General features: G+C 73.4%; 21 protein-coding genes and 5 tRNA genes. 14 read left to right on the forward strand and 12 right to left on the reverse strand.

What is annotated here, in order from left to right; genetic code table 11:
* Window positions 1-239: 239 nt before the first annotated feature.
* The 4 genes from ACFZCY_RS21435 to ACFZCY_RS21450 form a co-directional block, all read right to left on the reverse strand.
* Window positions 240-1,385: a DUF6596 domain-containing protein gene (locus ACFZCY_RS21435; protein ID WP_391175956.1), complete on the reverse strand. Its 1,146-nt coding sequence runs from the start codon at window positions 1,383-1,385 to the stop codon at window positions 240-242.
* An 8-nt stretch (window positions 1,386-1,393) separates the two neighbouring features.
* Complete coding sequence (locus ACFZCY_RS21440) at window positions 1,394-1,801, reverse strand: YciI family protein (protein WP_391175322.1); 408 nt, start codon at window positions 1,799-1,801, stop codon at window positions 1,394-1,396.
* A 151-nt stretch (window positions 1,802-1,952) separates the two neighbouring features.
* On the reverse strand, window positions 1,953-2,771 hold the full coding sequence (locus ACFZCY_RS21445; RefSeq protein WP_391175960.1) for an alpha/beta fold hydrolase: 819 nt from the start codon (window positions 2,769-2,771) through the stop codon (window positions 1,953-1,955).
* A 181-nt stretch (window positions 2,772-2,952) separates the two neighbouring features.
* Window positions 2,953-3,642, reverse strand: a complete 690-nt coding sequence (locus ACFZCY_RS21450) for a 1-acyl-sn-glycerol-3-phosphate acyltransferase (protein ID WP_391175325.1) — start codon at window positions 3,640-3,642, stop codon at window positions 2,953-2,955.
* Between the two features lie 260 nt (window positions 3,643-3,902).
* On the opposite strand from ACFZCY_RS21450, the gene ACFZCY_RS21455 reads away from it, so the two are divergent.
* The 3 genes from ACFZCY_RS21455 to ACFZCY_RS21465 all read left to right on the forward strand — a co-directional run bounded on the left by ACFZCY_RS21455 (window position 3,903) and on the right by ACFZCY_RS21465 (window position 6,328).
* Window positions 3,903-5,063, forward strand: a complete 1,161-nt coding sequence (locus ACFZCY_RS21455; RefSeq protein WP_391175328.1) for a glycerophosphodiester phosphodiesterase family protein — start codon at window positions 3,903-3,905, stop codon at window positions 5,061-5,063.
* Window positions 5,064-5,175: 112 nt separating this feature from the next.
* A complete protein-coding gene (locus tag ACFZCY_RS21460) occupies window positions 5,176-5,706 on the forward strand; it encodes a sigma-70 family RNA polymerase sigma factor (RefSeq protein ID WP_391175331.1) in 531 nt (176 codons plus the stop codon).
* Window positions 5,707-5,824: 118 nt separating this feature from the next.
* Window positions 5,825-6,328 carry a GNAT family N-acetyltransferase gene (locus tag ACFZCY_RS21465; protein ID WP_055557875.1) on the forward strand — a complete coding sequence of 168 codons (504 nt, stop codon included), beginning with the start codon at window positions 5,825-5,827 and terminating at the stop codon, window positions 6,326-6,328.
* 228 nt (window positions 6,329-6,556) lie between these two features.
* Here ACFZCY_RS21465 and ACFZCY_RS21470 read toward each other — a convergent pair whose 3' ends face one another.
* Both ACFZCY_RS21470 and ACFZCY_RS21475 read right to left on the reverse strand, forming a co-directional pair.
* Window positions 6,557-6,910 (reverse strand): hypothetical protein, encoded by a 354-nt coding sequence (locus tag ACFZCY_RS21470; protein WP_391175963.1) that lies wholly within the window; start codon window positions 6,908-6,910, stop codon window positions 6,557-6,559.
* 46 nt (window positions 6,911-6,956) lie between these two features.
* A complete protein-coding gene (locus tag ACFZCY_RS21475; protein WP_391175335.1) occupies window positions 6,957-7,325 on the reverse strand; it encodes a hypothetical protein in 369 nt (122 codons plus the stop codon).
* 130 nt (window positions 7,326-7,455) lie between these two features.
* Between ACFZCY_RS21475 and ACFZCY_RS21480 the strand changes: the two genes are divergently transcribed.
* From ACFZCY_RS21480 to ACFZCY_RS21520, 9 genes are all read left to right on the forward strand, one after another.
* Window positions 7,456-8,100 (forward strand): HAD-IA family hydrolase, encoded by a 645-nt coding sequence (locus tag ACFZCY_RS21480; protein WP_391175339.1) that lies wholly within the window; start codon window positions 7,456-7,458, stop codon window positions 8,098-8,100.
* Between the two features lie 461 nt (window positions 8,101-8,561).
* A complete protein-coding gene (locus ACFZCY_RS21485) occupies window positions 8,562-9,665 on the forward strand; it encodes an ATP-binding cassette domain-containing protein (RefSeq protein ID WP_391175342.1) in 1,104 nt (367 codons plus the stop codon).
* Window positions 9,662-10,462 carry a methionine ABC transporter permease MetI gene (locus ACFZCY_RS21490; protein WP_391175345.1) on the forward strand — a complete coding sequence of 267 codons (801 nt, stop codon included), beginning with the start codon at window positions 9,662-9,664 and terminating at the stop codon, window positions 10,460-10,462. Before ACFZCY_RS21485 ends, ACFZCY_RS21490 begins: the two co-directional genes overlap by 4 nt.
* A 27-nt stretch (window positions 10,463-10,489) precedes the next feature.
* A complete protein-coding gene (locus ACFZCY_RS21495) occupies window positions 10,490-11,317 on the forward strand; it encodes a MetQ/NlpA family ABC transporter substrate-binding protein (RefSeq protein WP_391175349.1) in 828 nt (275 codons plus the stop codon).
* A 169-nt stretch (window positions 11,318-11,486) separates the two neighbouring features.
* Window positions 11,487-12,152, forward strand: coding sequence for a GNAT family N-acetyltransferase (locus tag ACFZCY_RS21500; RefSeq protein WP_361479323.1), 666 nt, complete (start codon window positions 11,487-11,489; stop codon window positions 12,150-12,152).
* 315 nt (window positions 12,153-12,467) lie between these two features.
* Entirely contained in the window at window positions 12,468-13,721 is a 1,254-nt protein-coding gene (cbiE, locus tag ACFZCY_RS21505) for a precorrin-6y C5,15-methyltransferase (decarboxylating) subunit CbiE (RefSeq protein WP_391175352.1), read from the forward strand.
* Window positions 13,722-13,999: 278 nt separating this feature from the next.
* The gene (gene cobT / locus ACFZCY_RS21510) at window positions 14,000-18,688 is read left to right on the forward strand and encodes a nicotinate-nucleotide--dimethylbenzimidazole phosphoribosyltransferase (protein ID WP_391175356.1); all 4,689 of its coding nucleotides are present in this window, start codon (window positions 14,000-14,002) and stop codon (window positions 18,686-18,688) included.
* Window positions 18,689-18,796: 108 nt separating this feature from the next.
* Complete coding sequence (gene cobA, locus ACFZCY_RS21515) at window positions 18,797-20,014, forward strand: uroporphyrinogen-III C-methyltransferase (RefSeq protein WP_391175359.1); 1,218 nt, start codon at window positions 18,797-18,799, stop codon at window positions 20,012-20,014.
* 64 nt (window positions 20,015-20,078) lie between these two features.
* The gene (locus ACFZCY_RS21520; RefSeq protein WP_055557886.1) at window positions 20,079-20,897 is read left to right on the forward strand and encodes an RNA methyltransferase; all 819 of its coding nucleotides are present in this window, start codon (window positions 20,079-20,081) and stop codon (window positions 20,895-20,897) included.
* A gap of 775 nt (window positions 20,898-21,672) precedes the next feature.
* On the opposite strand, the gene ACFZCY_RS21525 is transcribed toward ACFZCY_RS21520, so the two are convergent.
* Window positions 21,673-23,025, reverse strand: a complete 1,353-nt coding sequence (locus ACFZCY_RS21525) for a protein kinase (protein ID WP_391175364.1) — start codon at window positions 23,023-23,025, stop codon at window positions 21,673-21,675.
* A gap of 272 nt (window positions 23,026-23,297) precedes the next feature.
* On the opposite strand from ACFZCY_RS21525, the gene ACFZCY_RS21530 reads away from it, so the two are divergent.
* Together ACFZCY_RS21530 and ACFZCY_RS21535 are read left to right on the forward strand one after the other, a co-directional pair.
* Window positions 23,298-23,534 (forward strand): hypothetical protein, encoded by a 237-nt coding sequence (locus ACFZCY_RS21530; RefSeq protein ID WP_055557600.1) that lies wholly within the window; start codon window positions 23,298-23,300, stop codon window positions 23,532-23,534.
* A 274-nt stretch (window positions 23,535-23,808) separates the two neighbouring features.
* Entirely contained in the window at window positions 23,809-24,015 is a 207-nt protein-coding gene (locus ACFZCY_RS21535; protein WP_391175368.1) for a hypothetical protein, read from the forward strand.
* Window positions 24,016-24,211: 196 nt separating this feature from the next.
* On the opposite strand, the gene ACFZCY_RS21540 is transcribed toward ACFZCY_RS21535, so the two are convergent.
* From ACFZCY_RS21540 to ACFZCY_RS21560, 5 genes are all read right to left on the reverse strand, one after another.
* Window positions 24,212-24,283, reverse strand: a tRNA-Val gene (locus tag ACFZCY_RS21540).
* An 11-nt stretch (window positions 24,284-24,294) separates the two neighbouring features.
* Window positions 24,295-24,366: transfer RNA gene (locus tag ACFZCY_RS21545), tRNA-Val, on the reverse strand.
* Window positions 24,367-24,416: 50 nt separating this feature from the next.
* A tRNA-Val gene (locus ACFZCY_RS21550) sits at window positions 24,417-24,488 on the reverse strand.
* 1 nt (window position 24,489) lies between these two features.
* Window positions 24,490-24,560 (reverse strand) — tRNA-Cys (locus ACFZCY_RS21555).
* A gap of 28 nt (window positions 24,561-24,588) precedes the next feature.
* Window positions 24,589-24,661: transfer RNA gene (locus ACFZCY_RS21560), tRNA-Gly, on the reverse strand.
* Between the last annotated feature and the right edge of the window lie 43 nt (window positions 24,662-24,704).

Consider the following 24,704-nt stretch of genomic DNA (forward strand, 5'->3'; position numbering starts at 1 on the left):
CTGGGGCTCCGTCCCAGATCCGTCGGGGCTCCGTCGCCACGCCCACGTTGGGGCTCCGCCCTCGGACCCCAGCCGGGGCTCCGCCCTCGGACCCCAGCCGGGGCTCCGCCCCCGGACCCCAGCCGGGGCTCCGCCCCAGGCCCCGGTGCGGGGGCTCCGCCCCCATACCCCCGCCGGGGCTCCGCCCCCACCCCCACCGCTCCTCAAACGCCGGAGGCATGGAAGGTGCAGCCCCCCGCCTATTCGTTCCGGCGGGTGTTGAGGCGGGCGGCCTGGCGGGTGAGGTAGTCGCGTTCGGCGGCGTTGGGGGCCTTTTGGGCGGCCTCGGCGTAGAGGCGGGCCGCTGTCGGCAGGTCGCCGTCGCGTTCGTGGAGGTACGCGGACGCGGCGGTGTGGCGGGGCAGGGAGTCGTCCAGGGCGGCCAGCGCCGCCAGTCCGGCGCGCGGGCCGTCGGCCTCGCCGACGGCCACCGCGCGGTTGAGCCGGACGACCGGGCTGTCGGTCAGGCGCGCCAGCTCGTCGTACCACTCGACGATCTGCACCCAGTCGGTCTCCTCGGCGGTCGGCGCGTCGGCGTGGAGGGCCGCGATGGCGGCCTGGGCCTGGAATTCGCCCAGCCGGTCGCGGGCGAGGGCCCTCTGGAGGACGGCGACGCCCTCGGCGATCGACTTGGTGTCCCAGCGGGCACGGTCCTGCTCGGCGAGGGGGATCAGGCTGCCGTCGGGCGCGGTCCGGGAGGCGCGGCGGGCGTGGTGGAGCAGCATGAGGGCGAGCAGCCCCGCCACCTCGGGGTGGTCGTACGCGGCCGCCAGCTGCCGGGTGAGGCGGATGGCCTCGGCGGCGAGGTCGACGTCGCCGGAGTAGCCCTCGTTGAAGACCAGGTAGAGGACGCGCAGCACGGTGGCGACATCGCCGGGCTGGTCGAACCGTACGCGGGACACGGTGCGCTTGGCGCGGCTGATGCGCTGCGCCATGGTCGCCTCGGGCACCAGGTAGGCCTGGGCGATCTGGCGGGTGGTGAGCCCGCCGACGGCGCGCAGGGTGAGCGCGACCGCCGACGACGGCGTCAGCGACGGGTGGGCGCACAGGAAGTAGAGCTGGAGGGTGTCGTCGGCGGTGGGGGTGGGGCCGGGGGCCGGTTCCTCGTCGTGCAGGTCCTCGCGCCGGCGGCGGGCGGCGTCCGCCCGGGTCGCGTCGAGGAACCGGCGCCAGGCCACGGTGACCAGCCACCCCTTCGGGTCGCGCGGGGGCTCGGTGGGCCAGACGCGGACCGCCTCGATGAGTGCGTCCTGGACGGCGTCCTCGGCCGCCGCGAAGTCGGCTCCGCGGCGGCCGAGGATTCCGAGCACGCTCGGCGTGAGGCTCCTCAGCAGGGTCTCGTCCATCGATGAGGTCACTCCGTGATGGTGGGCGGCGCGGTCAGGAACGGGCGCAGTTCGAGCCATTCGTGGATCGGCTCCCCGCCCGCCCCGGGGGCGGCCGACAGCTCCCCGGCCAGCTCGACGGCGCGCTCGTAGCTGTCGACGTCGATCACCATCCAGCCCGCGATGAGGTCCTTGGTCTCGGCGAACGGACCGTCGGTGACCGGCGGGCGCCCCTCACCGTCGTACCGGACCCACGTCCCCTCGGGGGCGAGCGCCTGACCGTCGACGAACTCGCCGGTCCCTTCCAGCCGGGCCGCGAAGTCCTGCATGTACTTCATGTGGGCGGAGATCTCCTCCGGCTTCCACTGGTCCATGGGCACGTTGTTGGCCGGAGCCGGAGCGCCACGGTAGTGCTTGAGCAGCAGGTACTTGGCCATGGTGTCTCTCCTCGGTGCTGATGCGACCCATTGTGGTCGCGTTCACCCCGGGGACGGAGCCGATCTCGGGTTCTCGACATCGCCGCCAAAGTTTTTTTCGGGAAGGGGCGGGGCCGGGGGAAAAGCCCAGCGCACCGGCTACGTACGCGCGCTACGCGTCCGCGCCCACCGACCCCAGAAACCGCCCCACCGCCCACGCGTACTCCTTCGGCGCGTCGTCGTGGATCCAGTGCCCGCAGCCCGCGAACTCCCGCAGCGTGGTGCGCGGCCGCCGCCGCGCCATCTCGCGGGCGTGGCCGGGCGGCAGCAGGGGGCTGTGCTCGCCGTGCATCAGCAGGGCCGGGCAGGCCGATCCGAGCCACTCGGACCAGAAGTCGCCCCGCATCGCCTCCTGGGAGGCCATCATGTGGGCCGGTTCGAACAGCAGTCGCCATCCACCCGTCGCCCGGTCCCGCTCGGCGCTGTCGAGGAAGTACGAGGCGTCCGGGATGCCGCGGGACTCGATCTGGTCGCGCAGGGTATCCCGGTCGGCGGCCCAGGTCGGCCAGCCGGTGACGTCGAGTACGGGGTGGGCGACCACCGGACGGTCCGTCACGGCGCCGATGTCCTCGATGACGAGGGCGCTCACCAGATCGGGGTGGCGCGCGGCGAGGGCGTACGCGGCGACCGCGCCCGTGGAGTGGGCGACGACCGGCACCGGGCCGGGGCGCAGCTCGTCCAGCAGGGCGGCGGCGTCGGCGACGTACTCGTCCAGGGTGAACGGCCCGCCGCCCCCGGTCAGCCCGTGTCCCCGCTGGTCCAGGGCGATCACCCGGTACGCGGGGGCCAGGGCGGCGGCCAGCGGCGCGTACATCCGGCCGCGGCCGAAGTGCCCGTGCAGGGCGAGGACCGGGGTTCCCGGGCCGCCGAAGTCGGTGAGGGCGAACCGACGACCCCGGAGGGATACGAAGTCGGGGGAAGGCACGGTCAATGTCGTCACCCGCGGCACGGTAGTGGCCGTCCCGGGCGCGAGACCAGTGCGGCGGGGCGTCCTACCGACGGTGACAGGACAGTGACCGGAACCGTACGAAGAAGGGCGGATGCTGACACTTCGGTGTCGGCGTCCGCCCGTATCGGCCCGGTCGCGGGCCCGTCAGCGGCGGCGGGAAGCATCAGGCCGCGGTCTTCGTCTCCGCGGCCTTCGCCTTCGTGGCGTAGATGTCCACGTACTCCTGGCCGGACAGCCGCATGACCTCGCTCATGACCTCGTCGGTCACCGCCCGCAGCACATACCGGTCGCGGTCCATGCCCTCGTAGCGGGTGAACTCCAGCGGCTCGCCGAACCGCACCGCCACCCGGCCCGGCCGCGGCAGGCCCTTGCCGCCTGGCTGGAGCCGGTCGGTGCCGATCATCGCGAACGGCACCACCTGCGCGCCGGTCATCAGGGCGAGCCGGGCGATGCCGGTGCGGCCGCGGTAGAGGCGGCCGTCGGGGGAGCGGGTGCCCTCGGGGTAGATGCCGAAGACCTTGCCCTCCTCCAGCACCCGGCGGCCGGTCATCAGCGCGGCGACGCCGCCGTGCCCGCCGTCCCGGTCGACCGGGATCATGCCGACGCCGGTGAAGAACCAGGCCATGAGCCGGCCCTTGAGGCCCTTGCCGGTCACGTACTCGTCCTTGCCGATGAAGAAGACCTGGCGGTCGCAGACGAGCGGCAGGATCACCGAGTCGATGAAGGTGAGGTGGTTCCCGGCGAGGATCACCGGACCGGAGCCGGGAATGCGCTCCGCGCCCTCGACCCGTGGACGGAACATCAGGCGCATCAGCGGACCGAGTACTGCCTTCAGGAACACGAAACGGGACAACGGGCCCTCCGGTCGGGGTCAAGGTCGGGGGCGCCTCGCCTACGGTCCGTCAACCCGGTACCGCACAGAAGCGCCGATGAGGACGATACTCGCCGGTCATGTCACGGCGCACACCGGGTTCACCCACCTGATACGCAGTGTTGACACCCGTTTCCCACGCGTTTCGCCGCAGGTCTCCCGCCGATAAGGCACACCCCCCTACCATCAGCCCGTTCTCTGACAGGAATTGACGGTGCTGGACACCAGAGCGAGGAGTGCTCATGGAGCGCGAACAGCGCGAGCAACAGCCCGGGCGGCGCGCCCTTCTGGGGGCCGCGGCCCTCGGTGCGGGAGCGGTGGCCCTGGGCGGCGCGGGGACGGCCACCGCCGCCGAGACGGGCACCGCGACGGCGAGCGGGCCCGTGCGCGGGCTGCCGGTGCCGACGGTCATCGGCCACCGCGGCGCCTCCGGCTACCGCCCCGAGCACACGCTCGGCTCGTACCAGCTCGCGCTGGACATGGGCGCGGACATCGTCGAGCAGGACCTCGTCCCCACCAAGGACGGGCATCTGGTGTGCCGTCACGAGAACGACATCACGGCCACCACCGATGTCTCCGCCCACCCGGAGTTCGCCGACCGCAAGACCACCAAGACGGTCGACGGCACCAAGCTGACCGGCTGGTTCACCGAGGACTTCACGCTGGCCGAGCTGAAGACGCTGCGCGCCAAGGAGCGCATCCCGGGCAACCGCCAGCGCAACACGCTCTACGACGGCCGCTGGGAGGTGCCCACCTTCGAGGAGGTGCTGCAGTGGGCCGAGCGCGAGGGCCGCAAGCGGGGCCGCCGGGTCTGGCTGTACGTCGAGACCAAGCACCCCACCTACTTCCGGGGGATCGGCCTCGGCCTGGAGGAGCGGGTCGCGAAGCTGCTCCGTAAGTACGGACGCCACAAGAAGGACGCGGCGCTCTTCCTCCAGTCCTTCGAGCCGAGCAGCATCCAGCGGCTGCGCAAGCTGGTCGCCACCCCGGCGGTCGTGCTGCTGTCCACCATCAACAGCCGCCCCTGGGACTTCGTCGAGGCGAACGACCCGCGGACGGTCGCGGACCTCGTCAAGCCCGAGGGCCTGAAGTGGATCGCGAGCTACGCCCAGGGCATCGGCCCCGACCTGTCGGTGATCATCCCGCGCACGGCCGACGGCAAGCTCGGCACCCCGACCAGCGTGGTCAAGGACGCGCACGCGGCCGGGCTCGTCCTGCACCCGTACACCATGCGCAACGAGAACACCTTCCTGCCCGCCGACTTCCGCCGGGGCAGCGACCCCAACGCGTACGGGGACGCCTTCGGCGCCTTCAAGGCGTACTTCGGCACCGGCATCGACGGGATCTTCTCCGACAACCCGGACACCGCCCTCCTCGCCGCGGCGGACTTCCGCAAGCAGTAGGGACGTGGTGGGCCGCGCCTTGGGCGTCAAGGCGCGGCCCGCCGTTTCCCCGGACGGGTGAGAGACCCGCGGCCCGGCAACCACCCGCCGAGCGCGTCACGTCCCGCCCGGCATGGAGCTTGTGGAGCAACTGCGTCCGCTGCTCGCCGCCGAGGCGGCGGCCGAGGCGTACGGAGCGTACGGAGCGGGCGTCGAGCCCGCCGAGCTGGAGCAGGCCGTCTGGCTGCGGCTGCTGGAGCGCACCCGGGACAGCGGCCCGCCGCCCCAGCCCGCGCGCTGGCTGCGCCACGCGGTCCGGGCCGAGGTGCGCGGCGCCCGGCGCCGGGCGCGCCGCGAGGTCCCGTACGACCCGGTCGGCGACGGTCCGCCGAGCGGCCCCGAGCCCCGCCCCGCCGAGCACGCCGTGCTCACCGCCGAGACCGGGCGGGTGCTGCGCGCCGCGGTGCGCCGGCTGCCCGGCCGCTGCCCGAGGCTGCTCGGGGCGATGCTGTCCCGGTCGGACCTGACATATCGCGAGATCGCGGTCGAGTTGGGTATCTCACAAGGCAGTCTCGGCCCGGTACGTTCCCGATGTCTGGGTTGCCTGCGCAGAATGCTCACGGCGGAGGTTGCGGCTCCTGAACCGTGGGGAAAGGAGCGTTAGACAATCGGCGCCCGGGAGGCGGCCACAACCATGTGACGTCTCCTTTCCAGGCAATGAACCCCGGTCGCTCCTACCCTCAGGCGGCCGGTGGACCGAAGAAAAGGGGAGGCATGCGCACATGGGCATGAGCGTGACCATCTCCGCGGCGACCGCGGACGACGCCGAGCAGATCCTCAAGCTGCAGTACCTGTGTTATCAGGGTGAGGCCGAGCTCTACGGGGACTACTCCATCGAGCCGCTGACGCAGACGCTCGACGACCTGCGCGCCGAACTGGGCGAGGGCTGTGTGCTGGTGGCCCGGCTCGGCGAGGAGGTCGTCGGCTCGGTCCGGGGCGCCGTCGACGACAAGGGCACGGCCGCCATCGGCAAGCTCATCGTCCATCCGCGGATGCAGCGGCACGGGCTCGGCGGGCGCCTGCTCGCGGCGATCGAGGCCCGGCTGACGGAGGAGCGGGCCGCCAAGCGGTACCGGCTGCTCACCGGTCACCGCAGCGACGGCAACCTCCGTCTGTACCGGAAGTACGGCTACGCGCAGGTCGGCACCGAAGAGGTCAACCGCCGCCTGAGCCTGGTCACCCTGGAGAAGGACGCCTCCATGTCGGCCTTCGCGGCCAGCGCGTAACGCCTGCGGCGCGGCGGAGCCCCACCCTGTGCGGGGTGGGGCTCCGCCCGTGGCGTTTCGTTGGCCCACAACCGGTCCAATCCAGCCCCTCCGGGCGAAAACCCAGCCTCTCCGGCGTTTGAGGAGCGGGGTCCAGGGGCGGAGCCCCGGCGGGGGTGTGGAGGCGGAGCCCCCACCACCAAGGAGGTCCGGGGCGGAGCCCCGGTTCGGGAAGGGGCGGGGTGGGGACTAGGCGCCCCGGCGCGCACGCCGCAGCCACAGCAGACCCGTCACCGGCAGGAAGATCGGGATGAACAGGTACCCCATCCCGTAGTCCGACCACACCGTCTGGTCGGGAAAGGCCGAGGGGTCGGCCAAGGTCCAGGTGCCCACCGTCAGCACACCGGCCAGCTCCGCCCCGCAGCACACCAGCGCCGCCTTGCGCGCCCCCTCCCCACCCCGCACCAGCGAGACCGTGATGAAGGCGTACACCACGGCGGAGACCGCCGAGAGGACGTACGCGAGCGGCGCCTCGTCGAACTGGGCGATCAGCTGGTAGAGCGAGCGCGACGCCGCGGCCACCGTGAACACCCCGTAGAGCATCACCAGCAGCCGCCCGGGCCCCTGCCCAATCCCCGTACGTGCCGACTCAGCCACCCACGCCTCCCCAGATGTCGTACAGCCGTACCTCCAGCACCGCCAGCACCACGGCCGCCGCGGCGACCGTGGCCGAACCCCAGCGGGTCCGCTCCGCCAGCGACATGAACGCCGCGATCGGCACGGCGAGCGCCGAACCGACCAGATACGCGATGAAGATCGCCACGCCCTGCTCGGGGTCTTCGCCCCGCGCCAGCCGCACGATCCCGATGACCAGCTGGACGATCGCCAGCAGGGACACCACGGCCATGCCGATGAAGTGCCAGTCCTTGGTGGGCTGGTCGCGGTAGGCGGCGAAACCGCACCACGCGGCGAGCGCGAGGGCGGTCGCACCGAGCACGGCGGTCAGCGGGTCGATCAACGGAACCTCCGCCAACGGAGCAAACGGAGCCTCCGCGCGGTGCGGTCCCGCACACAGGGGGTGACAAGCATGGGACGACTGTAATCGGCCCGAATGACCGCGTTGCGATCGGCCCCGTACGCTGCGCCCCATGAAGATCACCGCTGACGCGCTGCTGTTCGACAACGACGGAACCCTCGTCTCCTCCATGGAGTCCGTGGTCCGCTGCTGGACCCGCTGGGCCGCGGAGTACGGCGTGACGGAGGAGTTCGCCCGGGTCGAGCTGCACGGCCGCCCGGCGGCCGACATCATCGGCGATCTGCTCCCCGCCGACCGCGTCGCGGAGGCCCGCCGCCGCATCGACGAGCTGGAGGTCGAGGACGTCCCCGGCGGGGTACGGCTGCTGCCCGGCACCCTCGACCTGCTGGCCGGGCTGCCCGCGGAGCGCTGGGCGGTGGTGACCTCCGCGGGCCGCACGCTGGCCGAGGCCCGCCTCGCCGAGGCCGGGATACGCCCTGGGCTGCTGATCACCGCGGACGACATCACCCGGGGCAAGCCGGACCCCGAACCCTTCCTGCTGGCCGCCGGGAAGCTGGGCGCCGACCCGGCCCGCTGTGTGGTCTTCGAGGACGCCCCGGCCGGGCTCGCCGCCGCCCGGGCCGCCGGGATGCGGACCGTGGCGTTGACCACGACGACCAGCCGGGCGGAGCTGGAGGCCGACATCGTGGTGGAGGACCTGTCGGCCGTGTCGGCGTGGGTCGTCGACGGGGGAGTGGAGATCGTCGCGGGGGAGTAGAGCGGGGGAGTAGAGCGGGGGAGTAGAGGGGAGCAGGGGGAGAGTAAGAGGAGGCCGCCGGACCCCGGACGAGCCCACTGTCCACGGACTGGTCATCGACGTCCGCCATGCGGACACGCTTGATGGGCCCGTCAGGGTCTCTGGTTTACTGGCGGCCATGACCACGACGAGCTGCCGCACCCCTGCGACCGAGGCGATGACGACGCCCGGTGCTCGTTGTCGGTGTCGAATGTGTGACCGCTGAGGGCCCCCGCCTGAGCCTCGCGCCCCGAAGCGAGACCCGCTGAGCCATGCCCGCGCCGCCCGCGCGCGGACCCGGCCCGCCCCGCGTCACCGGCCCCGAGCCGCGCCCGCGCCCACACCCGCGCGCGCACGCCCTCGGCCCGCCCACGCCGCTTCCGTAAGGAATGGAACCGTGCCCGGCGGCACAACCGCCTGCACTCAACAGTGACGGAAACCCTGTGATCACCACTACGGACCTGACGAAGGTCTACCGCTCACGAGGCCGCGAGGTCACCGCCCTCGACGGCGTCGATCTGCATGTCCGCGAGGGTGAGGTGTACGGCGTCGTCGGCCAGAGCGGCGCCGGGAAGTCCACCCTCATCCGCTGCGTCAACCTCCTGGAGCGCCCCACCTCCGGCACGGTCACCGTGGCCGGTCAGGACCTCACCGCGCTCGCCGGACGGGGACAGCGCGCGGGCTCCGCGCTGCGCCAGGCGCGCAGCCGGATCGGCATGGTCTTCCAGCACTTCAACCTGCTCTCCTCGCGCACGGTGCGCGACAACGTCGAGCTGCCGCTGGAGATCCTCGGCGTCTCCGGCAAGGAGCGCACCCGCAAGGCCCTGGAGCTGCTGGACCTGGTCGGCCTCGCCGACAAGGCCAAGGCGTACCCCGCGCAGCTCTCCGGCGGCCAGAAGCAGCGCGTCGGCATCGCCCGCGCGCTCGCGGGCGACCCGAAGGTGCTGCTGTCCGACGAGGCGACCTCCGCGCTCGACCCCGAGACCACCCGCTCGATCCTCCAGCTGCTGCGCGACCTCAACCGGCAGCTGGGCCTGACGGTGCTGCTGATCACGCACGAGATGGACGTCGTCAAGACGATCTGCGACTCGGCCGCGCTGATGAGCGGCGGGCGGATCGTGGAGTCCGGCAGCGTCGGCGAGCTGCTGGCCACCCCCGGCTCGCAGCTGGCCCAGGAGCTGTTCCCGGTCGGCGGGGTGCCCTCGGGCGCGGACCGCACGGTCGTGGACGTGACGTTCCAGGGGGAGGCCGCGGCCAAGCCGGTGATCTCCCAGCTGTCCCGTACGTACAACATCGACATCTCGATCCTCGGCGCCGCGATGGACACCGTCGGCGGCAACCAGGTCGGCCGGATGCGCATCGAGCTGCCCGGCCCCTTCGAGGAGAACGTCGTGCCGATCGGCTTCCTGCGGGAGCAGGGCCTCCAGGTCGACGTGGCGGACGTGGCGTACGAGGCGGCCGGGACGCAGGCCGCCGCCACCGCCGCTGGCACCACGGACGCCACGGACGCCAAGAAGACCGCCGTGCTCAAGGAGGGCGCCAAGTGACCTGGTCCGAGATGCAGCCCCTGTTGCAGCAGGCATGTCTGGAGACGCTCTGGATGGTCGGCTGGTCGGCGGCCATCGCGATCGTCGGCGGGCTGCCGCTCGGCGTGCTGCTGGTCCTCACCGACCGGGGCGGCGTGCTGCCGAACGTGGTCGTGAACAAGGTCGTCGGCCAGGTGGTCAACATCGCGCGCTCGATGCCGTTCATCATCCTCATGGTCGCGCTGATCTCCTTCACCCGCGCGATCGTGGGCACCACCATCGGCCCCGCCGCCGCGATCGTGCCGCTGGCGATCGGCGCCATCCCCTTCTACGCCCGGCTCGTGGAGACCTCGGTGCGCGAGGTCGACGGCGGGCTGGTGGAGGCCGTGCAGGCGATGGGCGGCTCCACCTGGACCGTCGTACGCAAGGTCCTGCTGCCCGAGTCGCTTCCGTCGCTGATCTCCAGCGCCACCACCACGATCGTCGCGCTCATCGGCTACTCGGCGATGGCCGGCACGGTCGGCGCGGGCGGCCTGGGCGACCTCGCCGTCCGCTACGGCTACCAGCGGTTCGAGACCCAGCTGATGTGGGTCACCGTGGCCATCCTCGCGGTGGTGATCTCCGTCATCCAGTTCGCCGGTGACATCGCGGCCCGCGCGCTCTCGCACCGCAGCCCCGGCTCGGCCGCGCCCCGGCTGGTGCTGCTGCGCTCCCGTACCCGGAGCGCCGGTACCCAGGCCGCCGACACGGCCGATGCGGCCGACACGGCCGGAACCGCCGAGCCGGGCGAACCCGCCCAGCTGACCAAGACTTCCTGACACCTCGACACCGGAAAGGCACTTTTCGTGCGTAACGTCCTCAAGACCGCCACCACCCTGCTCGCCGCCGCCGCGCTCGCCGCCGGTGCGTCCGCCTGCGCCCCGCCCAGCTCGGGGAAGGCCGACAAGGACGGCCCGCTGCTCGTCGGCGCGAACCCCGTCCCGCACGCCGAGATACTCAACTACGTCAAGGGCCACCTGGCCAAGAAGGCGGGGCTCAAGCTGGAGATCAAGGAGTTCACCGACTACAACTCGCTGAACCCCGCCACCCAGGACGGCTCGGTGGACGCCAACTACTTCCAGAACAAGCCGTTCCTCGACGACTACAACAAGAAGCGCGGCACCGACATCGTGCCCGTCGTCACCGTGCACCTGGAGCCGCTCGGCCTCTACTCACACAAGGTGAAGAAGGCCGACGACCTCAAGAAGGGCGCCACCGTCGCCGTTCCCAACGACGCGGTGAACGAGGCCCGGGCGCTCCAGCTGCTGGACGCCCACGGCGTCATCAAGCTCAAGAAGGGCGCCGGCACCGAGGCCACCCCCAAGGACATCGCCGACAATCCCAAGGACCTGAAGTTCAAGGAGCTGGAGGCGCCGCAGCTGCCGAGGTCCCTGGACGACGTGGACGCCGCCGTCATCAACGGCAATTACGCCATCCAGGCCCACCTCAAGCCCGCCAAGGAGGCGCTGATCCTGGAGTCCCCGGACAACAGCCCCTACGGCAACTTCCTCGCCGTGAAGAAGGGCAACGAGGACGACCCGCGGGTCAAGAAGCTCGCCAAGCTCCTCACCTCTCCGCAGGTGAAGAAGTTCATCAAGGACAAGTACGACGGATCCGTACTCGCGTCGTTCTGACACCTGCCATTCCGAAAAACGACCGACCGAACACGCAAGGCTCCGCATCCGGGCGACAATCGGATGCGGGGCCTTCCGTTTCCGCACCCCGTGCTGCATTTCGCCGCAGCGATGCTGCATGCTGGGCTCTTCGCCACGACTTTGAAACGACCCGGTTACGGAGCGGCGCATGACATCCACTTTCCCGGACATCTCCATCAGCACGGAACGGCTGGTGCTGCGCCCGTTCGAGGAAGCGGACCTGCCCGCGCTCACGGACATGATGAACGACGAACTCGTCATCACCTGGAGCCGGGCTCCCCACCCGTACACCCACCGCGACGCACGCGACCAGGCGATGCGGCTCGCCCCCGCCGAACGCACCACGGGCCGCGGAATCGTCTTCGCGGTCGCCGAATTCCTCACCCAGCGGCTCGTCGGAATCATCCATCTGCGCAACACCGACTGGAAGGTCCTGGGCACCGAGATCAGCTATATCACCGCCCCCTGGGCGCGCGGCGAGGGCTACGCCGTGGAGTCGGTGCTGGCCGTCGCCCGCTGGCTGTTCCACGACCAGAGGTTCGAACGGCTGGAGCTGCGGACCGCCGCGGGCAACACCGCCGGTCAGCAGGTCGCCCAGAAGGTCGGCTGCATCAGCGAGGGAGTGCTCCGCAACGCCTGCATAGCCCGCACCCAGATGGAGGACGGCGGCTGGACCGATCTGCGCACCGACCTCATCGTCTGGAGCCTGCTCCCCGAGGATCTGGAGGGCGCGCCCGACCGTACGGCCGGGAACGACGCCTTCAACATCTTCCCCACGTACTCCGAGTACACCGCCGGAGTCGACCGGCGCTGACCGGCGCTTATTCGTGCTGAACCCCGGCGCGCCGCGCCTCCCGAGCGCCCCCGGCGCGCCACCTCCGCCCCAGCCCCCGGTCCGGCGGTCCGGACCAGGCGGGGTAATCTCTCCGGGCTGAGCACCTGCGGGCCGGCCCGTCCACAGCCGCGATACGCGCGTCCACGGCACGCGCACCGCGGCGCACCCGCCACGGCCGCCGCGGCACGCCCCCCGGGGGCAGGCGATCCGTGGCACCGCCCGCGTGCACCACGCACCGCGACCGCGCGCACCAACCCGCGACCGACCTGCGACACATTGGGGAGACAGACGACGATGGCCGACCGCGTCACGGTGATCGGTTGGGACGGCTCCCCGCTCATGGACGTGGCCCGGTCCGCCCTCGGCGCGGCCACCCTCGTGGCCGGGGCCGCCCACCACCTGGCGCTGCCCGAAGTCCCGCCCGGCGCCGAACGCATCCGGCTCGGCAGCGTGGACCTCGCCGCCCGCCGCATCGCCCAGCACCGCGGCTCGGCCGTGGTCCTGGCCGACGGCGACCCCGGCTTCTTCGGCGTCGTACGCGCCCTGCGCGCCCCCGAGCACGGCCTGGAGGTCGAGGTCGTGCCCGCCGTCTCCTCCGTCGCCGCCGCCTTCGCCCGGGCCGGGATGCCCTGGGACGACGCCCAGGTCGTCGTCGCCCACAGCCGCGACCTGCGGCGCGCCGTCAACGTCTGCCGCGCCCACACCAAGGTCGCCGTCCTCACCTCACCGGGCGCCGGTCCCGCCGAACTCGCCCTGCTCCTCGGCCCGGTGCACCGCACCTTCGTCATCTGCGAGGCCCTGGGCACCGAACGCGAGCAGGTCACCGTGCTGACCTCCGACAAGGCCGCCGACCACACCTGGCGCGACCCCAACGTCGTCATCGTCATCGGCGGCTCCGGCGCCGCCGCCGTCCGCAGCGGCGCACCCACCGGCGCCGCCCGCGGCGCACTGCAGAGCGGCGGCTGGATCGCCGGCCGCGACCCGGGCTACCCCGGCTCCGTACGCGGCTGGGCGCTGCCCGCCCCCGCGTACGCGACCGTGCTCGGCGAGAACGAGTCGCAGCAGCTGCGCTCCTTCCAACTCGCCCGCCTCGGTCCCCGCGTCGGCGACCTGGTCTGGGACATCGGCGCGGGCAGCGGCGCCGCCGCCGTCGAGACCGCCGGGTTCGGCGCCGCCGTCATCGCCGTCGACCGCGACCCGGACGCCTGCGAACGCGTCGACACCCTCGCCCGCCGCTTCGGCGTCCAGCTCCAGGTCGTCCACGGCACCGCGCCCGACGTTCTCGAGGACCTGCCCGAGCCGGACGTCGTCCGCATCGGCGGCGGGGGCGCACCCGTCGTCGCCGCGTGCGCCGCGCGCCGCCCCGAGCGCATCGTCACCCACGCCGCCACCCGTGACGAGGCGGAGGCCATCGGCGCCGCCCTGGAGGACGGCGGCTACGGGGTCGAGTGTCTCCTGCTGCAATCAGTCGAGTTGGACACCCGGGTGTGGGCCGAACGCGAACGCGCGGTGGCCTTTCTCCTCTGCGGACACCGCCCGCACCAGTGATTTTGTCCCTGTGACGTTCGCCCCGAGCTTCGCCCCGGTGACCTTCCGGAAGCGTCGCGCGGGGTAGGCTGGCGGATCGTTGTACTGCCTGTACCGCTGCCCGGTGTTAGGCGCTTTATCGGCCAAAGGCCGGAATGTGACTCTTTCTTACCGGGCCGCGGTGGGCAAGCCTCGGGCGTGCTACGTGCCGCGCACGGCGCACGCTCGTTCTTGCTCACGGGGCTTGCTCCCGGCGGTAGGCGGTTGGAAGGAGCACTAGCGATGGGCGAGGGGTACGCATGACCGACACCGGCCAGGTCCCGGGAGAGGGACTGCCGGAGAACGCAGGCGGACGACTCGGACAACCGCACCCGGCGGATGTCCACGCCCCGCCTGCCGACGCCGGTTACACCTTCCTCGACGGCCCCGAAACCGGCGGCGAGGAGGACGACCTGCTGCTGATGCCGGGCGCTCAGGGCGCCTGGAGCGAGCAGCAGGCGCAGTACGACCAGCAGGCCCAGTACGAGCAGCAACTGCAGTACGACCAGCAGGCGCAGTACGACCAGCAGCTGCAGTACGAGCAGCAGATGCAGGCCGCGATGCAGCCGCCGTACCCGCAGCAGCAGGGCCAAGGGCTGTACGAGGGCGGAGTGCTGGACCCCGGCATGGCCGCCTACGCCGACGCCCAGATGCCCGAGCCGCAGCCGGTGGCCGAACCCCCGGCCGGTCCGGTCGCCCACCCGGCGCCGGAACAGCCCGCACCGCAGCCGCCCCAAGCCCCCGCCGCGCCCGCGGCCCCCGCCACGCCTCCCCGCCGCCCCCTGCACATGGGCCCGCCCGTGCCCGACACCTCCGGCGGCGTGGTCCGCTCCCTCGCCGACCGCGGCCCGGCCGCCGGCCGGAGCACCGCCCCGCCCGTCCAGCAGCCCCAGGCGGCGCCCCCGCCCGAGCCCGAGTACACCGGTGGCGTCGACTACGCCAGCGCCCCCGAGTACGCCGCCGGGCCGCAGTACTTCACCACCCAGCCCCAGCCCGAGGGCCCCGGCCCGCTCCCGGGCCCGCAGTTCGCCGACATCCCGCAGATCGGCGACGCCCCGCCGCCCGGCGACGCCTGGGACCCCCAGCCGCCCCCGCCCATGCCCGCACCAGCAGAAACGGTCGGTCTGGGCGACCAGCCGGAGGCGCCGGAGGCGCCGATGCCGCCTGAGGGTGCGCAGCCGACGGCGATGGACCTGGGGTACGCCGACCCCGGCTATGCCGACCCGGCCGCGACCATCCCGCCCCAGGGCGGGGCGCCCACCATGGAGCCCGGGCACCCGGTCGTCGACATCCCGGCCCAGATCCAGCCGGGTATCACCCCGGACCAGCTCCACGCGGGCCCCCATGCCGTCATCCCGGCCCAGATCCCCCACGAGGACGCCGAACCGGTCGCGGTCGACCCGGGCCACGCGATAGTCGCCGACGCGGAGGAGTACCCCACGACCGCCGACCCGTCCGCCCCGGGCGAGGCTCCGGCGCCGGAGGCTGACGCGCAGGCCGCGCCCACACAGGCCCCCGCCGAGGCGCCCGTGACGGAAGCTCCGGCTGACCAAGCTGTCCCCGCCGAGGCGCACGCCCCGGCCGATGCGACTGCCCCCGGTAACGCTCCAGTTCCTGAGGGCGACGCGCAGGTGCCCGCCGAGCCGTCTGCGGCCGAAGCCGCCGTCCCGGGCGAGGCTCCGGCGCCGGAGGCCGACGCTGATGCGCAGGCCCCGGCCGATCCGGCTGTCGCCGGTGAGGCTGCGGTTCCGGAGGCTGACGCTCAGGCGGCGCCCGCCGATGCGCAGGCTCCGGCCGACGCGTCTGCCCCGGAGGCCGACGCGCAGTCGCCCGCCGAGCCCGCCCCCGTGGAGCCGTCCGTGGCGGAGGCTCCGGACGCCGCCGAACCGGCTGCCGCCGAGGACCAGGCTCCGGTGTCGGATGCCGATGCGCAGGCACCCGCCGAAGCTGCCCCTGCCGAGGCATCCGTGGCAGAGAGCCCGGCCGAGGCCGCTGTCCTCGGTGAGGCTTCGGGGCCGGAGGCTGACGCCGAGGCGCAGGCTCCGGCTGACCCGGCTGCCCCGGACGAGGCCCCGGCGGCGGAGGCCGACGCTCAGGCGCCTGGCGGGCCCGCCCCTGTCGAGCCGTCCGTGGCGGAGGCTCCGGACGCCGTCGATCCGGCTGCCGCCGAGGGTCAGGCCCCGGCGCCGGAGGCTGACGTACAGGCCCCGGCCGACGCGGCTGCCCCGGGTGAGGCTCCGGTGCCGGATGCCGATGCGCAGGCGCCCGCCGAACCGACCCCCGCCGAGCCATCCGCGGGGGAGGCCCCGGCCGAGGTCGCTGTCCCCGGTGAGGCTGACGCCGAGATGGCGCCTGCCGAGGCGCAGGCTTCGGCCGATCCGGCTGCCGCCGGTGAGGTTCCTGCGGCGGAGGCCGACGCTCAGGCGTCTGGCGAGCCGGCCCCCGTCGAGCCGTCCGTGGCGGAAGCTCCGGACGCCGCCGAACCGGCTGCCGCCGAGGGCCAGGCCCCGGCGCCGGAGGCTGACGCACAGGCCCCGGCCGACGCGGCTGCCCCGGGTGAGGCTCCGGTGCCGGATGCCGATGCGCAGGCGCCCGCCGAAGCTGCCCCTGCCGAGGCATCCGTGGCAGAGAGCCCGGCCGAGGACGCTGTCCCCGGTGAGGCTTCGGGGCCGGAGACTGACGCCGAGGCGCAGGCCCCGGCGGACCCGGCTGCCGCCGGCGAGGTTCCTGCGGCAGAGGCCGACGCGCAGGCCGCGCCTGCCGAGTCCGACCCCGCTGAGGCCCCTGCGGCAGAAGCCCCCGCCGAAGAGGGCGCCCCCGAGGCCGAGGCTGCGGTGGCCGCCGGTGGCGTCGGGCCGGAGGGTGAGCCCACCGCCCCTGACGCTGCCGGAGCTGAGGCTGCGGGAGCCCCCGAGGGCGAGACACCTGCCGAGGCGGCCCCTGACCATGAGGCCGCCGCCGAGGCGCAGGCGCCCGAGGCGGATGACGCGGCGGCCGCCGCCGGGGAGATCCCCGACGCCGAGGCCACCGCGCGCGAGGACGAACCGTCCGACGACGCGGCGGAGGCTCAGGACGAAGCCACCGAATCGGCCCCCGACGACGAAGCCGCTCAGCCGAAGGCCGACGAAGAGGCCGAACAGGCCGACGCCACCGACCAGAACTCCGACGACCCGGAGTCCGAGGACCTCGAACCCGCCGCCATCTCCTTCGGCCCCCGCGCCGACGCGGGATACGACGACGCCGAGCGCGCCGCCGTCCACCGCGTGATGCGCGAGCGCCGGGACATCCGTAACGGCTTCCGGCCCGACCCCATCCCGCACGAGGTGCTGCTGCGCGTGCTGGAGGCCGCGCACACCGCGCCCAGCGTGGGGCAGTCCCAGCCGTGGGACTTCGTCGTCATCCGTTCCGAGGAGACCCGGCGCACCATGCACGAGTTGGCGGTGCGCCAGCGCGACGCGTACGCCAAGTCCCTCCCCAAGGGCCGGGCCAAGCAGTTCAAGAAAATGAAGATCGAGGCGATCCTCGAGACGCCGATCAACATCGTCGTCACCGCCGACCCGACCCGCGGCGGCCGCCACACCCTCGGGCGGCACACCCAGCCGCAGATGGCGCCGTACTCGTCGGCGCTCGCCGTGGAGAACCTGTGGCTCGCCGCCCGCGCCGAAGGGCTCGGCGTCGGCTGGGTCAGCTTCTTCGACGAGCGCGAGATGGTCCGTACGCTCGGGCTGCCGGATCACCTGGAGGCCGTGGCGTACCTGTGCCTCGGGTACGTGGACGAGTTCCCGGAGGAGCCGGAGCTGCTGCGGGCCGGGTGGTCCAAGCGCCGCCCGCTGTCGTGGGTCGTCCACGAGGAGTCGTACGGGCGGCGCGCGCTGCCCGGCGAGGACCCGCACAGCCTGCTGACCGAAACCCTCCAGGGCATCCGCCCGCTGGACGCCAAGGCGCTCGGCGAGGCGTGGGAGCGGCAGAAGCGGATGACCAAGCCGTCCGGGGCGCTCGGCATGCTGGAGATCATCTCCGCGCAGCTCAGCGGACTGTCCCGGCAGTGCCCGCCGCCGATTCCGGAGCCCGCCGCGGTCGCGATCTTCGCGGGTGACCACGGGGTGCACGCCCAGGGCGTCACCGCGTGGCCGCAGGAGGTCACCGCGCAGATGGTCGCCAACTTCCTGGGCGGCGGCGCGGTCTGCAACGCCTTCGCGAGCCAGGTCGGCGCCGAGGTGTGCGTCGTGGACGTGGGCGTGACGAGCGAACTGCCGTCCACCCCCGGGCTGCTGCCGCGCAAGGTCCGCGCCGGGACCGGCGACTTCACCACCGGTCCCGCCCTCACCCGCGAAGAGGTGCTGCGCGCCCTCGAAGTGGGCATCGAGACCGCCCGCGACCTGGTCGCCGCCGGGAACAAGGCCCTGCTCACCGGCGAGATGGGCATCGCCAACACCACCACCTCGGCCGCCCTGGTCTCCGTCTACACCGGCGCCGACCCGGCCGAGGTGACCGGCCGCGGCACCGGCATCAACGACGAGATGCACGCGCGCAAGATCGACGTCGTACGGCGCGGTCTGGAGCTGCACCAGCCCGATCCCGCCGACCCCATCGGCGTCCTCTGCGCCTTCGGCGGCCTGGAGCACGCCGCCATGGCCGGGCTGCTGCTGGGCGGCGCCTCCCTGCGTACCCCCGTCATCCTGGACGGGGTCAGCGCGGGCGCCGCCGCCCTGGTCGCCCGCGCCATCGCCCCCGAGGTGCTGGCGGCGTGCATCGCGGGCCACCGCAGCGCCGAGCCGGGCCATGTGGCGGCCCTCAACAAGCTGGGCCTGCGCCCCCTGGTCGACCTGGACCTGCGCCTCGGCGAGGGTACGGGCGCCCTGCTCGCCCTCCCCGTGGTGCAGAGCGCCGCGCGGGCGATGCACGAGGTGGCCACGTTCGACTCCGCGGGAGTCACGGAGAAGAACTGACGTGCGCCCCCGCCACGTAAGGTGTCGGCGGGGGCCACGCCCCACCTGTTGATCAGCCGCTCCAGCGCCGCAGCGGCAGGCATTCTGCACGAGGAGAGCCGCACCGCCATGTCCGAGAACTTCGCATACCCCGTCGGACTGCGCCTCACGGGGCGGCGCGTCGTCGTCCTCGGGGCGGGCCAGGTCGCCCAGCGACGGCTGCCCGCGCTGATCGCCGCGGGCGCGGACATCCTGCTGATCTCGCCCTCCGCGACGCCCTCCGTCGAGGCCATGGCCGAGGCGGGGGAGGTGCGCTGGGAGCGCCGCCGCTACCAGGACGGCGACTTCGAGGGCGCCTGGTACGCGCTGATCACCACCGACGACCCGGACGCCAACGCCGCCGCCTCCGCCGAGGCCGAAGCGCGCCGGGTGTGGTGCGTACGCAGCGACGACGCCGAGGCCGCCTCCGCCTGGACCCCGGCCACCGGGCGCAGCGAGGGCGTCACCGTCGCCGTGCTCACCGGGCAGGACCCGCGCCGCTCCGCCGCCGTACGCGACGCCGTGGTCGAGGGCCTGCGCGACGGCACCCTCGCCGCCCCCCGCCACCGCACCCGCGGCCCGCACGTCGCCCTGGTCGGCGGCGGCCCAGGCGACCCGGACCTGATCACCGTCCGCGGCCGCCGTCTCCTCGCCGAGGCCGACGTCGTGGTGGCCGACCGGCTCGGCCCCCGCGACCTCCTCGACGAACTCCCGCCGCACGTCGAGGTCATCGACGCCGCGAAGATCCCGTACGGCCGCTTCATGGCCCAGGAAGCGATCAACAACGCGCTGATCGAACACGCCAAGGCGGGCAAGTCCGTCGTCCGGCTCAAGGGCGGCGACCCGTTCGTCTTCGGCCGCGGCATGGAGGAGGCCGAGGCGCTCGCCGAGGCCGGGATCCCCTGCACCGTCGTCCCCGGCATCTCCAGCTCCATCAGCGTCCCCGCCGCCGCCGGAATCCCGGTCACCCACCGCGGGGTCGCCCACGAGTTCACCGTGGTCAGCGGCCATGTCGCCCCCGACGACCCCAGCTCCCTCGTCGACTGGTCCGCGCTCGCCAGCCTGCGCGGCACGCTCGTCCTCCTCATGGCCGTCGAGAAGATCGGCGCCATCGCCGCCGCCCTCATCAGCCACGGCCGGGACGCGGACACCCCCGTAGCCGTCATCCAGGAAGGCACCACCGCCGCCCAGCGCCGCGTGGACGCCACCCTGGCCACCGTGGCGGACACGGTCGCCGCCGAGGGCATACGGCCTCCGGCCGTCGTGGTCATCGGCGACGTCGTCTCCGTCGGCTCACGCCGGGCGTAACCACCGGTAACTTCCTCACGTCGCCGCATTGGCACGGCATCCAGGACAAGGCAGTATCACTCAAGTGGCTGATCTCATCACCGTCGATGATCCCGACGACCCGCGGCTGCGCGACTACACGGGTCTGACCGATGTGGAGCTACGGCGCAAGCGCGAGCCCGCCGAAGGTTTGTTCATCGCCGAGGGCGAGAAGGTGATCCGGCGGGCCCGCCTCGCCGGATACGAGATGCGCTCGATGCTGCTGTCGTCCAAGTGGGTCGACGTCATGCGCGACGTCATCGAGGACGTTCCCGCCCCCGTCTACGCCGTCAGCCCCGAACTGGCCGAACGCGTAACGGGCTACCACGTCCACCGCGGCGCCCTCGCCTCCATGCAGCGCAAACCGCTGCCAGAGGCCGACGAACTCCTCGCCGGCGCCCGACGCGTCGTGATCATGGAATCCGTCAACGACCACACCAACATCGGCGCCATCTTCCGCAGCGCCGCCGCCCTCGGCATGGACGCCGTCCTCCTCTCCCCGGACTGCGCCGACCCCCTCTACCGACGCTCCGTGAAGGTCTCCATGGGCGCCGTCTTCTCCGTCCCGTACGCCCGCCTGGACACCTGGCCGCGCGGGCTGGAGGCGGTCCGGCACGCGGGCTTCAAGATCCTCGCCCTCACCCCCGACGCGAAGGCGACCTCCCTCGACGACGCCGCTCCCCACCGCCTCGACCGCGTCGCCCTCATGCTGGGCGCCGAAGGCGACGGCCTCTCCACCCAGGCCCTCATGGCCGCCGACGAATGGGTCCGCATCCCCATGGCCCACGGCGTCGACTCCCTCAACGTGGGCGCGGCGGCGGCGGTGGCCTTCTACGCCGTGACAACGGGCCGCCCCACCCTCTAGGACAGCGGGGGCCCGCCCTCACACCCCCGCCGGGACTCCGCCCGGTCCCCGGGTATCGCCCGGCAGGAGGGGCGGGACCGCCCCCACCCCCGCCCTCGGGCGGTACCGGAGCCGGGGCCACCGGGCCGGTGGCCGTCGCTCGCCGCGGGGGTGGGGTCGCTCCCACCCCCTGGCCGGCGCCCGTCGTCGGGCGTACCGGAGCCGGACGCGGGCCCCCGGGTCACCGGGGCGGTGGTCGCCGACGAGGCGGGAGGGGGCGGGGTCGCTCCCACCCTGCCCGGGGCCCGCCGCCGGGCAGTACCGGAGCCGGACGCGGGTCCGGGGCCACCGGGGCGGTGGTCGCCGACGAGGCGGGAGGGGGCGGGGTCGCTCCCACCCTGCCCGGGGCCCGCCGCCGGGCAGTACCGGAGCCGGACGCGGGTCCGGGGCCACCGGGGCGGTGGTCGCCGACGAGGCGGGAGGGGGCGGGGTCGCTCCCACCCCCGCCCGGCGCCCGTCGCCGGGTAGTACCGGAGCCGGTGGCGGGCCCGGGGCCACCGGGCTGGTGGTCGCCGACGAGGCGGGAGGGGGCGGGGTCGCAGGGGTGGGGTCCTGGACGCTGACGTGTATTTGTGGCGCCGATCGCTCGACGTTCACCCCACGCTCTGCGTCAGCGGCGCCGTAAATATACGGTCCAGGGCCCTGCCCCGGAGGCGCCGCACCCGGCACCCATCACCCCAGCGACCGCGCACCCACCACGCACCCGCACCATCAACCCAACCCAACCCAACCCAGGTCAGAGCCCGGCCTCCGGGCCTGCCTCCGGTGCCCCCGGCGCCGTCGGCGCCGTCGGGATGCCCAGGCCGTGCGGCGGACCCTGGCAGCCCTGGGCCGCCGCGATGCCCAGCGCAACCAGCAGCGTCACCACCACGAAGACCGTCAGCCGCTGTCGCAGCAGCCGGACCCGATCCGGGCCGCCGGGCCGGCGGCCGTTCGTACGGGCCGCAGGGCGCTGGGTGGTGCCGCGGCGCGGCGCGGGCGGCCGCGCCGGGGTGTTGCGCCCCGTCGTACGCGCCGCCCCCGCACCGGGCGGCGCGGACCGCGGCGACGACGCCCGCGGCGCCGCCGCGCCCCGGGGCGGCGTACCCCGGGAGGGCGTACCCCGAGAGGGCGTGCCCCGGGGCGGCGTCCCCGGTCCCGGCCGGCGCTCCGTGTGCTGGTCCGCGTACGCGTCGGCCCGCCGCCCCACAGGACGCCCGTCCGGGGCATGTCCATGGGACGGCCCGTGTCCATGGGACGGTCCGTGCCCAGGGGGCGCCCCGTGCCCATGGGCCTCCCGCGCCGCGATCTCCTTGAGCCGCAGCGACAGCTGCAGCGTCGTCGGCCGGTCCTCCGGGTCCTTCGCGAGGCACGCGTGCAGCAGGGGGGCCAGCGCGTCCGGCACCCCGAGCAGCTGTGGCTCCTCGTGCACGACGCGGTACAGCATCACCTCGGAACTCCCGTGCCCGAACGGCGAATCCGCCGTGGAGGCGTACGCGAGCGTGGCGCCGAGCGCGAAGACGTCGGTCGCCGGGGTGACGGCCGCGCCGCGCACCTGCTCGGGCGCGAGGAAGCCGGGGGAGCCGACGGCCGTACCGACGTGGGTCAGCGTGCTGGCGCCGGTGGCCCAGGCGATGCCGAAGTCGATGATGCGGGGGCCCTTGGGGGAGAGCAGGATGTTGGACGGCTTGAGGTCGCGGTGGACGACCCCCGCCTCGTGCACCGCCAACAGCCCCTCGGCCAGCGCGGACCCGATGGACGCGACGTGCGCGGCCGGCAGCGGGCCCTCCTCGTTGACCTTGTCGTGCAGGGAGGGGCCGGGCACGTACTGGGTGGCGAACCAGGGCCGGTCGGCCTCCAGGTCCGCGGCCACCAGCCGCGCCGTACAGCCGCCGCGGATCCGCCGCGCGGCGGACACCTCGCGGGCGAATCGCGACCGGAACTCCCGGTCCTCCGCCAGATCCGGCCGGATGACCTTCAGCGCCACCCGCTGCCCGCGCCGGTCGGACCCGAGGTAGACGACCCCCATACCGCCCGCGCCGAGCCGCCGGTGAAGCCGGAAGGAGCCGACGACACGCGGGTCCTCGCGCCGGAGCCGCATCATCGCCATGTCCGTCCCCTACCTCCGGTGGGGAGCCCTTCCCTTACCCCTTGGTGGGGAGCCCCATCCGCTGCCGTCTGCTGCCGGTCCACTGCCGTCCGTCTGACGTGCACAGCTTACGGATTGACGGCCCCGCGCGCTGAGAGGCCGCGCATGCGTCGGCCTATGGATTGTCAGTGGTGCCTGGGATCCTGGAGAAGTGGGCCGGAATCGTGGCAATCCGTGCTCCGGTCTGCGCGTGCGTGATCTCAAAAGACCGTCTCAGAAGGGGGATTGAGGCCGTGAAGGGTGATCGTGTGGAGATAGTGGTGGACGCGGGCGACACGACGCGGACGTACGAAGTGGTGGCCGGGAGGGCGGGGCGGCGGGTCGAGACGGCGGTGCGGCGCGGGGTGGTGGAAGTGAGCGAAGTCACCCGAAACGGGTCCGTGGTGCGGACGGCCCGCTTCATGGCGAACCGGGTCCTGGCGCTGGTGGAGCAGCCGGTGCCGCGGGGCGCGGACGGGGATCGTGAGTAGCGGCCGCCCACCGGCCGGTCCACCCCTGGAGGGACCCCGGAAGGATCCGCTCCGGCGGACCCCTCGGGGAAGACCCCAAGTCCCGGACCGATTTCTCCACCCAGGGGAGTACGGGGCCCGGCCCGGCGTCATCCTCCGGGAGGCCCGGCAAGCGGTACGAGGGCATGACGCCGCGGACCGGGCCGCGCGCCTAATGTTGAGGTCAAGCGGCGGGCGCAGCACTCGTCCCCCGAGGTCAGACGCTCGCCGCTGCAGATGCGACGGAGGAAGGACGATGGCGGACACGGTGGGACGTACGGTCGTCAGGGCACGCAGGCGTCGCGCCCTTGACGCGTTCGGCAGCCCGCAGGCCGGCACTCGCCATCCCCTGGTCGCGGCGGCCATGGTGCTGCCGTTGGCCGTCCTGCTGAGCATCGCGTTCGGCGGCTGGGAAGCCGTCGTCACACAGGCGTCGTCCGTGGCGGGAATGCTGGGGCGCTGAGCGCCCCAGGTCCGGGAGAGCGGCCCGGGCCGGGGACTTCCGGCCATCAGCCCCGTGGGGACGGGGGTGCGGCGGACGGCACGAGGCCCGGACAGCTGGGGAGCTGTCCGGGCTCGCGCCGTTGGCGCGCCGAACGCCGAACAGGACACACGGCGAAGGGCCGGAGCTTCTCGCTCCGGCCCTTCGCCGATCGGTGTGGACGATACTGGGATTGAACCAGTGACCTCTTCCGTGTCAGGGAAGCGCTCTCCCGCTGAGCTAATCGTCCCGGGGATTGCGTGCGCGATACTGGGATTGAACCAGTGACCTCTTCCGTGTCAGGGAAGCGCTCTCCCGCTGAGCTAATCGCGCGGGTGTGGGGCCGCGAGGGCCCCAGGGGGTGGGACCACAAGGGCCCCGAGTGGACGATACTGGGATTGAACCAGTGACCTCTTCCGTGTCAGGGAAGCGCTCTCCCGCTGAGCTAATCGTCCGAGGTGGAGACGGGATTTGAACCCGTGTAGACGGCTTTGCAGGCCGTTGCCTCGCCTCTCGGCCACTCCACCAGACGCGGGGGCGTGAACCCCCACTCCGAGCGGACGACGAGATTCGAACTCGCGACCCTCACCTTGGCAAGGTGATGCTCTACCAACTGAGCCACGTCCGCAGGTGTCGTTTCCCGGGGCGCTTCCGCGTCCCGGCGACGTGTT

It is taken from the genome of Streptomyces sp. NPDC007983, from assembly GCF_042958345.1.
GTDB lineage: Bacteria > Actinomycetota > Actinomycetes > Streptomycetales > Streptomycetaceae > Streptomyces.

Bases quoted from the DNA above. Each gene is read 5' to 3' on its own strand.
- ACFZCY_RS21460 (WP_391175331.1), top strand. From the start codon at position 5,176: ATGGAGCTTGTGGAGCAACTGCGTCCGCTGCTCGCCGCCGAGGCGGCG.
- ACFZCY_RS21440 (WP_391175322.1), bottom strand. From the start codon at position 1,801: ATGGCCAAGTACCTGCTGCTCAAGCACTACCGTGGCGCTCCGGCTCCG.
- ACFZCY_RS21500 (WP_361479323.1), top strand. From the start codon at position 11,487: ATGACATCCACTTTCCCGGACATCTCCATCAGCACGGAACGGCTGGTG.
- ACFZCY_RS21480 (WP_391175339.1), top strand. From the start codon at position 7,456: ATGAAGATCACCGCTGACGCGCTGCTGTTCGACAACGACGGAACCCTC.
- ACFZCY_RS21435 (WP_391175956.1), bottom strand. From the start codon at position 1,385: ATGGACGAGACCCTGCTGAGGAGCCTCACGCCGAGCGTGCTCGGAATC.
- ACFZCY_RS21535 (WP_391175368.1), top strand. From the start codon at position 23,809: ATGGCGGACACGGTGGGACGTACGGTCGTCAGGGCACGCAGGCGTCGC.
- cobT (WP_391175356.1), top strand. From the start codon at position 14,000: ATGACCGACACCGGCCAGGTCCCGGGAGAGGGACTGCCGGAGAACGCA.
- ACFZCY_RS21455 (WP_391175328.1), top strand. From the start codon at position 3,903: ATGGAGCGCGAACAGCGCGAGCAACAGCCCGGGCGGCGCGCCCTTCTG.
- cbiE (WP_391175352.1), top strand. From the start codon at position 12,468: ATGGCCGACCGCGTCACGGTGATCGGTTGGGACGGCTCCCCGCTCATG.
- ACFZCY_RS21525 (WP_391175364.1), bottom strand. From the start codon at position 23,025: ATGGCGATGATGCGGCTCCGGCGCGAGGACCCGCGTGTCGTCGGCTCC.
- ACFZCY_RS21465 (WP_055557875.1), top strand. From the start codon at position 5,825: ATGGGCATGAGCGTGACCATCTCCGCGGCGACCGCGGACGACGCCGAG.
- ACFZCY_RS21470 (WP_391175963.1), bottom strand. From the start codon at position 6,910: ATGCTCTACGGGGTGTTCACGGTGGCCGCGGCGTCGCGCTCGCTCTAC.
- cobA (WP_391175359.1), top strand. From the start codon at position 18,797: ATGTCCGAGAACTTCGCATACCCCGTCGGACTGCGCCTCACGGGGCGG.